Origin of the sequence: Rhizobium ruizarguesonis (genome assembly GCF_012349115.1) — a bacterium.
GTDB lineage: Bacteria > Pseudomonadota > Alphaproteobacteria > Rhizobiales > Rhizobiaceae > Rhizobium > Rhizobium ruizarguesonis.
On the sequence record NZ_PQIG01000100.1, the window covers coordinates 177,689 to 191,015 of the forward strand.

The following is a 13,327-nucleotide window of genomic DNA, read 5'->3' on the forward strand; positions in this document are numbered from 1 at the left end:
GTGACTTATCCTCAGGTCCGACCTTCTTCCGCTGCGGGATGGACGGCGATGGTGTCGATCCTAAATTGCGTGGACAAGCTTTCCCGAGACGTATGTTGCGACCGCCCGTCCGCTGAAGCGCGCATCCTCGAACGGCGTATTCTTCGAGCGGGAGAGAAGCATGTCTTTGGCGACAAGCCAAGGCTCATCGAGATCGATCAGCGCGATATCGGCCGCAGCGCCCGGCTTCAACGTGCCGGCCGCGAGGCCGAAGATTTGCGCGGGGCGGGTGGACATGGCGTCGATCAGGCGCATCAGGCTCACCTGGCCGCCATGGTGAAGCCTGAGGGCTGCCGCCAGCATGGTTTCGAGGCCAATCGCGCCGTCCTCCGCCTCGCCGAACGGCAGGCGCTTTGTATCGACATCCTGCGGGTCGTGTGAGGAGACGATGATATCGATCGCGCCGTTCGCAAGGGCGTCGGCCATGGCCACTCGGTCATCTTCCGGGCGCAGCGGCGGATAGAGCTTGAAGAAGGTGCGGTATTCGCCGATGTCGTTTTCGTTGAGCGCCAGATTGTTGATCGAGATGCCGCAGGTCACCTTGGCGCCGCGGCTGCGGGCGCGTTCGATCGCCTCGACCGATTCCGGCACCGAGATCATCGCGGCATGATAACGGCCGCGCGTCAGCTGCGCGATCCTGAGATCGCGTTCGAGCGGGATGAGTTCGGCTTCCTTTGGAATGCCGGAGAGCCCGAGCCAGCTGGCGAAAAGCCCCTCATGCATGACGCCGTTGGCGCCGAGATATTTGTCGCGCGTTTCGCAGGAGACGACGGCGCCGAATTCGCGCGCATAGGTCATGATCCGGCGCAGCACCTGCGTGTCGTGGACGCTGGAATGGGCATCGGTAAAGGCGACGGCGCCTGCCTGCATCAAGAGGCCGATCTCCGTCATCTCCTCGCCGGCGAGGCCCTTGGTGATGGCGGCTGCCGGATAGACGTTGACGGCGGCTGTGTCCCGCGCCGTCTTCTTGACGAATTCGACGAGCGCGATGTCGTCGATAACAGGATCGGTGTCCGGCATCATGATGATCGAGGTGACGCCGCCGGCCGCCGCTGCCCGGCTCGCCGAGGCGATCGTCTCACGGTGTTCGCCGCCGGGTTCGCCGACATGGACGCGCGCATCGACGAGGCCCGGCGTCGCGACAAGGCCCGTGCAGTCGCGGATGACGGCTCCATCAGGCGCGCCCTGGTTCTGCGCCTTGTGGCCGGCGGTGAGAATCACGCCGTTTTCGGCGATGATCGTCCCGACTTCATCGAGATTGCGAGACGGATCGATGATGCGGACGTTCTTGAGGACGATCGGGTTGCTCATGCCATCATTCCCTCGCTTCGGGGACCCTGGTTCTGCGAGACGAGCAGCGTCTCCATGACAGCCATGCGCACCGCGACCCCCATTTCCACCTGTTCGGCGATCACGCTCTGCGGCCCGTCCGCCACTTCCGAGGCAATCTCGACGCCGCGGTTCATTGGGCCGGGATGCATGACCAGGGCATCGTCCTTCGCCGCTTTCAGCGTTTCGGCGTCAAGACCGTAGAAGTGAAAGTATTCGCGCACCGAAGGCACGAAGGCGCCGGACATGCGCTCACGCTGCAGCCGCAGCATCATCACGACGTCGGCGTCCTTCAGCCCTTCCTGCATCGAATGGAAGACCTCGACGCCCATCTCGGCGATGCCGGCCGGCAGGAGAGTCGCAGGCGCGACGACACGCACGCGGGCGCCCATCGCGTTGAGCAGCAGGATATTGGAGCGCGCCACCCGCGAATGCAGCACGTCGCCGCAGATCGCCACGATGATACGCGAAAGCTTGCCCTTGGCGCGGCGGATCGTCAGCGCGTCGAGCAGTGCCTGGGTCGGATGTTCGTGCTGCCCGTCGCCGGCGTTGACGACCGAGCAGGAGACCTTCTGGGCGAGAAGGGCGGCCGCGCCGGCGCTTGAATGGCGGATCACCAGCACATCGGGGCGCATGGCATTCAGCGTCATTGCCGTGTCGATCAGCGTTTCGCCTTTCTTCACCGAGGAATTGCCGACCGACATGTTCATGACGTCGGCGCCCAGCCGCTTGCCGGCAAGCTCGAAGGAGGCCTGCGTGCGAGTCGATGCCTCGAAGAAGAGGTTGATCTGCGTCAGCCCGCGCAGCGTCGACGTCTTCTTTTCTCTCTGGCGGCTGATCTTGACGGCCTCGTCCGCCTTGTCGAGAAGATAGGTGATATCCTGCTCGGTGAGGCCCTTGATGCCGATGAGGTGGCGGTGGGGGAAAAAGACCATGACCCTGCCTCTTGCTGTCTCTGGCGGGTCTATAAAGAGTGCTGCCCGCCGGGGCAAGCATGTGCTGTGGGCAAAGGCTTATGTCCCCATGCATTTTCGCCCGAATTCCGATAGAGCAGAATGAACCGAATCATAACTTCCGGTTTCCCTTTGCCGGGTTCTTACACTAGAAGCGAATTATGACCTCCGCCAACCGGACTGACGACAAACTCGCAGAACTCAACCAGCCGAGCCTGTGGTCCGGCATCAATGCCTATCGATCCGATCCGTTGATCGTCGATCTGACGGCGGCCCTGCCGCGCGGCATCCGCGAAGACCTGGAAAACATGGGCCGCTACGTCACCTCGCCGGAGGCGCAGGAGATGGCGCGCATGGCAAACCAGGGCGCGCCGCAGCTGCGCACCCACGGTCCGCGCGGTGAGCGCCTCGACGTCGTCGAATTCCATCCTGCCTGGCATGCATTGATGCGCCGCTCCATGTCGGTCGGCCTGCATTCCTCCGTCTGGGATCCCCAGGCCGATACCGATGCCAAGGACGAGGCCCACAAGGTTCGTGCCGCGCGGTTTTATCTGACGTCGCAGCTGGAATCCGGCCATCTCTGCCCGCTGACGATGACGAGCGCCTCCGTTGCGGCGCTCTCGGCTTCGCCCGCGGTCCAGAAGGACTGGGCGCCAAAAATTCTCTCGCGCAAATATGATTCGTCGAACAAGCCCGCCATGCAGAAATCCGCCGTGACCATCGGCATGGGCATGACGGAAAAACAGGGCGGCACAGATGTGCGCGCCAACAGGAGCGCTGCCGAAAAGGTCAGCGAGGGCATCTACCGGCTGTCCGGCCATAAATGGTTCATGTCGGCGCCGATGAGCGATGCCTTCATCATGCTGGCGCAGACGAAGGAGGGCATGGGCTGTTTTCTCGTGCCGCGCCTTCTGGAGGATGGTTCCGCCAACGGCCTGCAATTCCAGCGGCTGAAGGACAAGGTCGGCAACCGCTCCAACGCCTCGTCCGAGGTCGAGTTCAGCGACACGTTCGGTTTCCTGCTCGGTGGGCCGGATGCCGGCATCCGCACGATCCTCGACATGGTGACGCTGACCCGCCTCGACTGCGCGCTGGCCTCGTCAGGCATGATGCGCGCCTCGCTCGCCGAAGCCGTGCACCACACCCGCGGCCGCAGCGTCTTCGGCAAGATGCTCGTCAACCAGCCGATCATGACGCGCGTGCTCGCCGACATGGCGCTCGATGTTGCCGCCGCGACGGCACTGTCCTTCCGTCTTGCCGACGCCTTCGACAAGGCGCGCGGCAATGCCGAGGAAGCAGCCTATGCCCGCGTCATGACGCCGGTCGCCAAATACTGGTGCTGCAAGATCGCGCCCGCGCTGATCTACGAGGCGATGGAATGCATCGGCGGCAATGGCTACATCGAAGAACGCCCGATTGCCCGCCATTACCGCGAGGCTCCCGTCAATGCCATCTGGGAAGGCTCCGGCAACGTCATGGCGCTTGACGTGCTGCGCGTGCTCAACCGCGGCAAGGATCTGTTCGAAACGGTCTTCGCCGGCCTTGCCCGCGATCTCGGCCCTGCCGGCAAGAAGACGATCGACGTGCTGCGCGCCGCAATTGCGCTGTGTGAACAGGATGAGGGCGCCGCGCGCCTGCTCGTCGAACAACTGGCGCTCGCCGCCGGTGCCGCCGAACTCTATCGGCTTGGGGCAGGGCGCATTGCCGATGCCTTCATCGAGACGCGTCTTGCCGGCGGCTGGCGCTCCACCTACGGCATGCTCGATTCCCGCTTCGACGCCAGCTACATCGTCGACCTGCTCTATCCGCCTGCCGCCTGACCGCAAGCGGGTCAGGCGATCCTGAGGCCGAGTCGCTCGGCCATCGGATTGACCTGTCGACGATAATCACCGTTTATCATCGGGCCGGTCGCGACAAATCCTCGCCATAAACAATAATCCGGCCGCGTCGCCGCGGCCGGATTTCAGTGTTTACGTCCGAAAATCAGCGTTCAGAAGAAGCCACGGCGCTGCCACCAGCCGGCTTTCTTCGGCTTGCCGTCATCGCCTTCGCCATTCTCGACGCGGGTGGATTTCACCGTTGGCTCGGAGGAGGAGATGTTGGATTCGCGGTTGGCGCGAACCGGCTTTGCCTCTTCCTGAACTGGCGTTTCGAGATCGGCGGAGGCTTCAACCAATTCCGGTTCGGCCTCGGCCACAGGTGCCGTCTCTGCAACTGGTTCCTCGACCGGCGCTGCGGCCGGTTTGCGGCGGCCGCGGGTACGGGCGGGCTTCACTTCTTCGGTTATAACAGCCACGCTCTCGACGGCTGCCATCGCGGCCTGACCTTCGTCAGCCTGCTCGGCAATCGCCTCGACCGCTACAGCTTCGCTCGGAGCGCCGTCGTTCGAAACGTCGTCGCCATCGTCCTCGTCGCCGCCATTGTCTTCACCGGCTTCGCCAGCCGTCAGTTCGGAACCATCCTCGGCGCGATTGCGACGGCCGCCACGTTTGCCGCGACGGCGGCGCTTGCGGCGCTGCGATTCCTCGCTTTCGGCGCGTGTCTCAGGCGTAGCTTCGGTGTTTTCATCACCTTCGCTGCCCTCGTCGTCACCGTCCTCATCCTCGTCGCCGGCTTCGCCTGCTGCCGATGCCGGCTGCTCGGCATTGCCGTTGCGGCCACGGCGGCGCCTGCGGCGCTTGCGCTTGCGGTTGCCGTCAGCTTCGCCTTCCGAGCGTGCTGCGACGGGCCGTTCGGCAACGGCCGTCTTTTCTTCGAGTTCCTCGTCTTCCTCCTCATCCACTTCGATGACGATATCGTCGTCGTCGTCCTCAGGAATGGCTGCGAAGTTGAAGAGCGTTTCGATCTTGACCGGGTTTTCCACCGGATCGCCGCGATCGATCGCGAAATGCTGTGCGCCGACCGAACCGTCTGCATCGATGACGATTGCGACGCCGAAACGGCTTTCGTAATCGATGATCGTCTGGCGCTTGTGGTTGAGCAGGTAGAGCGCGATGTCAGGCGTGGTGCGCACGGTGATGTTGTGCGTGGTATTCTTCAGCAGATATTCCTCGATGCCGCGCAAGACATGCAGCGCGACGGAGGACTGCGAGCGCACATGGCCGGTGCCGCCGCAATGCGAGCAGACCTGCGTGGTCGATTCGAGAACCGAAGCTCGGATGCGTTGACGCGACATTTCGAGCAGACCGAAATGCGAGATCCGGCCGACCTGGATGCGAGCGCGGTCGTTCTTCAGGCATTCCTTCAGCTTCTTCTCGACAGCGCGGTTGTTGCGCTTCTCTTCCATGTCGATGAAGTCGATGACGATCAGGCCGGCAAGGTCGCGAAGGCGAAGCTGGCGCGCGACTTCGTCTGCAGCCTCGAGATTCGTCTGCAGTGCGGTGTCTTCGATCGAATGTTCGCGGGTCGAGCGGCCGGAGTTGACGTCGATCGAGACCAGCGCTTCGGTCTGGTTCATGATCAGGTAGCCGCCGGACTTTAGCGTCACCTGCGGCTGCAGCATGCGGTCGAGCTGAGCCTCGATGCCGGAACGTGAAAAGATCGGATGGATGTCGCGGTAGGGCTGAACCACCTTGGCATGGCTCGGCATCAGCATCTTCATGAAGTCTTTCGCTTCACGATAGCCTTCTTCGCCGGAAACGATGACTTCGCTGATATCCTTGTTGTAGAGGTCGCGGATCGAGCGCTTGATCAGCGAGCCTTCCTCATAGACGAGGCAGGGAGCGGTGGACGCCAGCGTCAGCGTGCGCACATTCTCCCACAGGCGCATCAGATATTCGAAGTCGCGCTTGACCTCGACCTTGGTGCGGTTGGCACCGGCGGTGCGAAGGATGACGCCCATGCCCTGCGGCACCTCGAGCAGGCGCGCGATTTCCTTCAGGCGCTTGCGGTCGGCAGGGTTGGTGATCTTGCGGGAAATGCCGCCGCCGCGCGCCGTGTTCGGCATCAGCACTGAATAGCGGCCGGCGAGCGAAAGATAGGTGGTAAGGGCTGCGCCCTTGTTGCCGCGCTCTTCCTTGGCAACCTGCACGAGCAGGATCTGGCGGCGCTTGATGACTTCCTGGATGCGGTACTGCTTGCGCGGCTTGCGCTGCACGCGGTCCGGCACTTCTTCCATCGCATCTTCGGCGCCGACGGATTCGATGACTTCCTCTTCGCCGTGATCGTCATCATCGTCGTCATCATCGTGGCGACGCTTGCTGGTATCGACGTCTTCGGAGATCGAGTCGGTTTCCACCATCGCGGCCATCGCGCCGCCGGTCGAACCGTCATCCTCATTGTCGACAGTCGACGCGCCTTCGGCTTCGACGTCTGTGGGAACAGCGTCCTCGGTCGCGGTCGTTTCGGCGGCCGGTTCTACGACCTTCTTGCGGCTGCGGCGCGGCCTTGCCTTCTTCGCAGGCGCTTCCTCGGCGGCCGCGGTCTCTTCCGCTGCCGTCTCTTCCGTTACGGCAGCCGTTTCCGGCGCCTCCGCCGGAACGATGCCGACATCCGGCTGATCCTGCTTGGAAAGATCGACCATCGGTGCGGTTTCGACATGCTCGACGTCTTCGTCGCGGCGATGCTCCTCGGCTTCGGCCCGAAGCAGCGCCTGACGGTCGGCAAGCGGTATCTGATAATAGTCGGGATGGATTTCGGCAAAGGCCAGGAAGCCGTGCCGGTTGCCGCCATAATCGACGAAGGCGGCTTGCAGCGAGGGCTCGACCCTCGTTACCTTTGCAAGATAGATGTTGCCGCGGATCTGCTTCTTGTGCTGGGACTCGAAGTCAAATTCTTCTATGCGGTTCCCGCGAACGACAACGACGCGCGTCTCTTCCTCGTGAGACGCATCGATAAGCATTTTGTCTGCCATGTAAGCTGTGCTCCTCGGCGTGGCCGCGAGAGCGCATTCCCGACTGCTGTTGAGACAGAAAGAATGCGGTCCGCAGTGGCCGCGCCGGATAATGAAAGTCGCGCCTGATGCGAGGGGGAGGGCAGCAGCCAGACCGCAGCCGGAACCATTTCGGTCCGGGGCCTGTACACTTCAGATAAAACCTGCTGCGAAACCATCAACAACCAAGCGTGATCGACAAATACGAAGACCCGTTCGGGTCCGATGAGTTTGCTCCCTGAGAGCGTGGTGGCTGATCCACCAATGAATTCCGACAATAAGCCGGAAAATCAGGATCCAGTTCTAGGGATTAAGCGCATGAGACGGCGGACGATGGCCGGTGTGGCGCCAGGTCCTGATCTGGCTGGCAGCCTTTGCGGCGACTCTATCCCGTCAACACTTTACCCTGAAATTCGTTGTATGTTTTCTGTGTCACAATAGCAAGGGAAAAGCCAAATGTGCCATAATATTGATGGATTTCGCAACGCATAGAAGCTGGGGATAAAGTGATCGCGATTCGGCAGGCTGCAGCGGGTGTTTCGTCACAGCGACGTTCGCCGCAGCCGCGTCGGGTCCATTGCAATACAAATAGGGTGTGGCGGTTTATTGTTTAAGAGGGCTCGGATCGCGGCGAAATCCGCAGCGCGGCGATCGACAATCGCAAGGCGGGTTCTGGCGGCGCTTTTGGCCGCCAGTCTCCTGCCGGTCGCTGCGAGCTCCGTCGAGGCCAGGGATCCGCTGCTTGCCTATGGCGCGCGCATCGTCGGCGACGATGCAAGGACCCGCATCGTCATCGATTTCGATCGCGAGCCGCGTTTCTCGGTCCATTATATCGCCAATCCGGAACGCATCGTCGTCGACCTGCCGGCGACCGCCTTCGGTTTTCCGGCGAAGGATCTTGCCGCCCGCGGCCTGTTCAAGGATATCCGCTACGGCAAGATGGACGAGGAGAGCGCCCGCATCGTGCTGACGACGGCAGGGCCGGTGAAGCTGGCGCTTGCCAAGGTGCAGGCCGATGAGACGGGCAACGGCCATCGCCTCGTGCTCGATGCCGAGATGATCGACAAGGAGGCCTTTGCCGAATTGGTGAAGACGCAATCCTGGAGCGATCGGACTGAGGCGGCGCAGACGACGAGCGCCATTCCGGCACCGGAAAAAGCTGCTCCCGGCGATTTCGTCATTGCCGTCGACGCCGGCCATGGCGGCATCGATACCGGCGCGATCGGCGTCGATACCAAGACCGAGGAAAAGCAGGTGACGCTTGCCTTCGCCAAGGCTTTGACCGACCGGCTGAACAAGGAACCAGGCATCAAGGCCTTCTTGACGCGCGAGGATGACGAGTTCCTGTCGCTTTCGCAGCGCGTGCTGATCGCCCGCCAGAACCATGCCGGCCTCTTCATTTCGCTGCATGCCGACACGTTGAAGCAGAAGGATATCCGCGGCGCCACCGTCTACACGATCTCCGACAGGGCATCCGACAAGCTCGCCGCCGACCTTGCCGAACGTGAAAACCTCTCCGACCAGATCGCCGGCAAGGAGACGGTTGCCGAGCCGCCCGAGGTCGCCGACATCCTGCTCGATCTGACGCGGCGCGAGACACAGGCCTTCTCCATCTCACTGGCCGAGAGTGTGCTGAATTCCTTCAAGGATCAGGTCGGCACCATCAACAATCCGCACCGTCATGCCGGCTTCCGCGTGCTGCGGGCCCCTGACGTGCCGTCGATCCTTCTCGAGATCGGGTTCCTCTCGAATGCCGAGGACGAGAAGCTGCTGCTCGACGAGGCCTGGCGCGGCAAGATCGCCGGTCTCTTGACCGACGCAGTGAAGCGATACCGCGCCGCCGTCATGGCGAATGGCGGCTGACGGCCGCCGCCCAAAAATCTGTAGCGGTTGCGGCACGGCGGCCGCATAAAAACAAAGATTCATAAAAACAAAGATTTAAGTGCGCCGCATGAATCAAATTCTGAGCAAGATACCCCAGATTGGCGGTGGGGACGGGCGTTGCTTGGATGTGACAGTTCTAATGAAACGCGGCCGCAGCGGTGAATGCGGCGCAGACAGCCCTATTTTGCTCACATTCGCGCCGTTACTCCGGCTTATGTTTCGCAGCCTGAGGCGCGAAATCGGCTTGTGGCGGTAGCGCTCATAGAGTAAGCCGCGCAACGTGCAAATTGCCTTGATCTGTGCAATCGTTGCGGCTGCGCCGATTGAAGATCGAAGAGACCGGTAGCTGAAATATGGTTAGACTTTTTGGATATTTCTTCGGAATGGCCTGCGTCCTGTTTCTGGTCGCGGCGGCGGGTGTTGCCATCTATCTCGCCAATGTCGCGAAGGATCTCCCGGACTATGCCGTTCTGAACAGCTATGCGCCGCCGGTGACGACCCGCGTCCATGCCGGCAACGGCGCCCTGATGGCCGAGTACGCCAAGGAAAAGCGTCTCTTCCTGCCGATCCAGGCTATTCCCGACCGAGTGAAGGCGGCTTTTCTGTCGGCCGAAGACAAGAATTTCTACAATCATCCGGGCGTTGATCTCACCGGCCTCGGCCGCGCCATCCTCGTTAACCTGCAGAATTTCGGTTCCGGCCGCCGCCCGGTCGGTGCCTCCACAATTACCCAGCAGGTGGCCAAGAACTTCCTTTTGAGCTCGGACCAGACGATCGACCGCAAGATCAAGGAAGCGATCCTCTCCTTCCGTATCGAGCAGGCCTACAGTAAGGACAAGATCCTCGAACTCTACCTGAACGAGATCTTCTTCGGTCTGAATTCCTATGGCATCGCCGGCGCAGCACTCACCTATTTCAACAAATCCGTCACCGAACTGACCGTCGCCGAAGCCGCCTATCTGGCATCGCTGCCGAAAGGCCCGGCCAATTATCATCCCTTCCGCCATCCGGAAGCAGCGCTCGAGCGTCGCAACTGGGTGATCGACCGGATGGTCGAGAACGGCTATGTCAGCCAACCTGACGGCGAGGAAGCCAAGAAGCAGCCGCTCGGCGTCACCGCCCGCACCACCGGCCCCTCGCTCTTTGCTTCGGATTTTTTCGCCGAAGCCGTGCGCCGCCAGCTGATTGACCAGTACGGCGAAAAGGTCCTCTATGAGGGCGGCCTTTCGGTGCGCACGTCGCTCGATCCGCAGATGCAGCTCGCTGCCCGCAAGGCGCTGCAGGACGGTCTGGTCACTTACGACGAGCGCCGCGGTTTCCACGGCCCGATCAAGCAGATCGATGCGAGCGGTGATTGGGGCAAGGCGCTTGCCGATATTCCCGCACTGTCCGATGTGCCGGAATGGCGGCTTGCCGTGGTACTCGCCGTGTCAGACAGCACCGTCGACATCGGCCTGCAGCCGGCCAAGGATGGCAGCGGCAAGGTTGCGGCCGATCGCCAGCGCGGCACAATCGACGCCAAGAACATGCAGTGGGCCTTCCGTTCGGCCGACGGCGCCCGCAAGACCACGAAATCGCCGGTCGGCGCCGTGTCCCCCGGTGACGTTGTCTATGTCGCAAAGCTCGGTGACGACGCGTCGACCTCCTATCGCCTGCAGCAGCCGCCGAAGGTGCAAGGTGGCCTGGTCGCCATGGATCCGAAGACCGGCCGCGTGCTCGCCATGGTCGGCGGCTTCTCCTATGCCCAGTCCGAATTCAATCGCGCCACCCAGGCGATGCGCCAGCCGGGCTCCTCGTTCAAGCCTTTCGTCTACGCGGCGGCAATGGACAATGGTTATACGCCGGCTTCGGTCATCATGGACGCGCCGATCGAAATCGTCTCGGGCGGCCAAGTCTGGAGGCCGGAAAACTACGGCGGCGAATCCGGCGGCCCGTCGACGCTGCGTTCGGGCATCGAGCATTCGCGCAACCTGATGACGGTGCGCCTCGCCAACGATCTCGGCATGAATATCGTCGCAGAATATGCCGAACGCTTCGGCATCTACGACCACATGATGCCGGTTCTCTCCATGTCGCTCGGCGCCGGCGATACGACGGTGCTGCGCATGGTCTCGGCCTATTCGGTCATTGCCAATGGCGGCAAGCAGATCAAGCCGACGCTGATCGACCGCATCCAGGACCGCTACGGCAAGACCATCTTCAGGCATGAGGAGCGTCTGTGCGAGGGCTGCAATGCCGGTGATTGGCAGAACCAGGAAGAGCCGAATATCGTCGACAACCGCGAAACCGTGCTCGACCCGATGACCGCCTACCAGATCACCTCGATGATGCAGGGCGTTATCCAGCGCGGCACTGCTGCCGGCAAGGTCGATCTCGGCGGCCGCGACGTCGCCGGAAAGACCGGCACGACCAATGACGAGAAGGATGCCTGGTTCGTCGGCTTCACGCCGGATCTGGTCGCAGGCCTCTATATGGGTTTCGATACGCCGGCCCCGCTCGGCCGCGGCGGCACCGGCGGCGTACTTTCGGCGCCGATCTTCAACGAATTCATGCAGACCGCCGTCAAGGACATGCCGGAATCGAAGTTCGTCATCCCGCCCGGCATGAATCTGATCTCGATCGACCGTAAGACCGGCATGGCGGCCGTCGACGGCGATCCGAACACCATCATCGAGGCTTTCAAGCCGGGGACCGGCCCGGCCGACAGCTTCTCCGTCATCGGCATGGACAGCACCATGGCGCCGGAAGAGATACTGAAGACCTCGCCGCAGGCGAACCAGGCCGTACAGACCGGCACGCCCGGCCTGTTCTGACCGAGGCCTGAATTTTGCACGCCCGCCGCGGCCCTTTACATCCGCGGCGGGCGTCTCTATGTCACCAGCACCTGAAGAAGACCGAGACAGAGAAGCAGGAAAATGCGAGCGGAAATCGAAAACGTGGTCGATGAAACCAAGCAGGCTATCACCCTGCTGAGGAGGCATCTTTGACTGGGATCAGGCGATAAGACGGCTGGACTGGTTGAACAACAAGGCAGAGGATCCGAACCTCTGGAACGACGCTTCCGAAGCGCAGAAGCTGATGCGCGAACGCCAGCAGCTCGATGACGGCATCAACGGCGTCAAGCAGCTCGAGCAGCAGCTGAACGACAATATCGAGCTGATCGAGCTTGGCGAGGAAGAGGGCGACCAGAGCGTCGTCAAGGAAGCCGAGGATACGCTGAAGGCCTTGAAGGCCGAGGCCGGGCGCCGCCAGGTGGAAGCCATGCTCTCCGGCGAAGCCGATGGCAACGACACCTATCTCGAAGTCCATTCCGGCGCCGGCGGCACCGAAAGCCAGGACTGGGCGAACATGCTTTTGCGCATGTACACCCGCTGGGCCGAACGCCAGCGCTTCAAGGTCGAGCTTCTCGAAGTCCATGACGGCGAAGAGGCGGGCATCAAGTCCGCGACCCTGCTCGTCAAGGGCCACAATGCCTATGGCTGGCTGAAGACGGAATCGGGCGTGCACCGCTTGGTGCGCATCTCGCCCTACGACAGCAATGCGCGTCGTCATACGTCCTTTTCGTCGATCTGGGTCTACCCGGTTGTCGACGACTCGATCCAGATCGAGATCAACGAAAGCGACTGCCGCATCGACACCTACCGTTCCTCGGGTGCCGGCGGCCAGCACGTCAACACCACCGACTCGGCCGTGCGCATTACGCATATTCCGACGGGTATCGTCGTGCAGTGCCAGCAGGAGCGCTCGCAGCACAAGAACCGCGCCAAGGCCTGGGATATGCTGCGTGCCCGCATGTATGAAGCCGAATTGAAGAAGCGTGAGGACGCCGCCAGCGCCGAAGCCGCTTCCAAGACCGAGATCGGCTGGGGCCACCAGATCCGCTCCTACGTGCTGCAGCCCTATCAGATGGTCAAAGACCTGCGCACCGGCGTCGCCAGCAGCGCGCCGGACGACGTTCTCGACGGCGACCTGAACGAGTTCATGGAAGCAGCCCTCGCTCACCGCATCAGCGGCGCCGCCGACGCGGTTGTCGAGGATGTCGACTGATCGGATTGTCGATGGATTGAGACAACAAAAGCCCCGGAGACGGGGCTTTTGTTTTGAAAGGCCTTGGACAGTCCATTCAAAGTGTTAAGGGCGTCCTTTGCGCGTCTGAAAAGACGCGCGGCGCTATAGATCGTTGAGGCGATCACAGCCCTTGCTCGACGCATAACCAACCGCTTCAGCTCATCGAGACGCGCTTAAATGACAT

At 62.1% G+C, this 13,327-nt stretch carries 7 protein-coding genes; 4 read left to right on the forward strand and 3 right to left on the reverse strand.

Going from position 1 to position 13,327, the window contains the following annotated elements:
* Positions 1-60: 60 nt before the first annotated feature.
* Complete coding sequence (locus C3Y91_RS26930) at positions 61-1,350, reverse strand: dihydroorotase (protein ID WP_024321097.1); 1,290 nt, start codon at positions 1,348-1,350, stop codon at positions 61-63.
* On the reverse strand, positions 1,347-2,303 hold the full coding sequence (locus tag C3Y91_RS26935) for an aspartate carbamoyltransferase catalytic subunit (RefSeq protein WP_018069495.1): 957 nt from the start codon (positions 2,301-2,303) through the stop codon (positions 1,347-1,349). Before C3Y91_RS26935 ends, C3Y91_RS26930 begins: the two co-directional genes overlap by 4 nt.
* Positions 2,304-2,482: 179 nt before the next feature.
* Here C3Y91_RS26935 and C3Y91_RS26940 point away from each other — a divergent pair, with 179 nt between their 5' ends.
* Positions 2,483-4,141, forward strand: coding sequence for an acyl-CoA dehydrogenase family protein (locus C3Y91_RS26940; RefSeq protein WP_168576032.1), 1,659 nt, complete (start codon positions 2,483-2,485; stop codon positions 4,139-4,141).
* 170 nt (positions 4,142-4,311) lie between these two features.
* On the opposite strand, the gene C3Y91_RS26945 is transcribed toward C3Y91_RS26940, so the two are convergent.
* Positions 4,312-7,173, reverse strand: coding sequence for an Rne/Rng family ribonuclease (locus C3Y91_RS26945; protein ID WP_024321095.1), 2,862 nt, complete (start codon positions 7,171-7,173; stop codon positions 4,312-4,314).
* Positions 7,174-7,797: 624 nt separating this feature from the next.
* Here C3Y91_RS26945 and C3Y91_RS26950 point away from each other — a divergent pair.
* From C3Y91_RS26950 to prfB, 3 genes are all read left to right on the forward strand, one after another.
* Complete coding sequence (locus tag C3Y91_RS26950; protein WP_168576033.1) at positions 7,798-9,054, forward strand: N-acetylmuramoyl-L-alanine amidase; 1,257 nt, start codon at positions 7,798-7,800, stop codon at positions 9,052-9,054.
* 374 nt (positions 9,055-9,428) lie between these two features.
* On the forward strand, positions 9,429-11,888 hold the full coding sequence (locus C3Y91_RS26955) for a penicillin-binding protein 1A (RefSeq protein WP_024321094.1): 2,460 nt from the start codon (positions 9,429-9,431) through the stop codon (positions 11,886-11,888).
* Between the two features lie 102 nt (positions 11,889-11,990).
* Positions 11,991-13,122 (forward strand): peptide chain release factor 2 gene (gene prfB, locus C3Y91_RS26960; protein ID WP_128404385.1). Its coding sequence is split into 2 segments (ribosomal slippage): positions 11,991-12,059 and positions 12,061-13,122, totalling 1,131 coding nucleotides; the frame shifts between segments, so codons are not numbered across the junction.
* Positions 13,123-13,327: the final 205 nt, after the last annotated feature.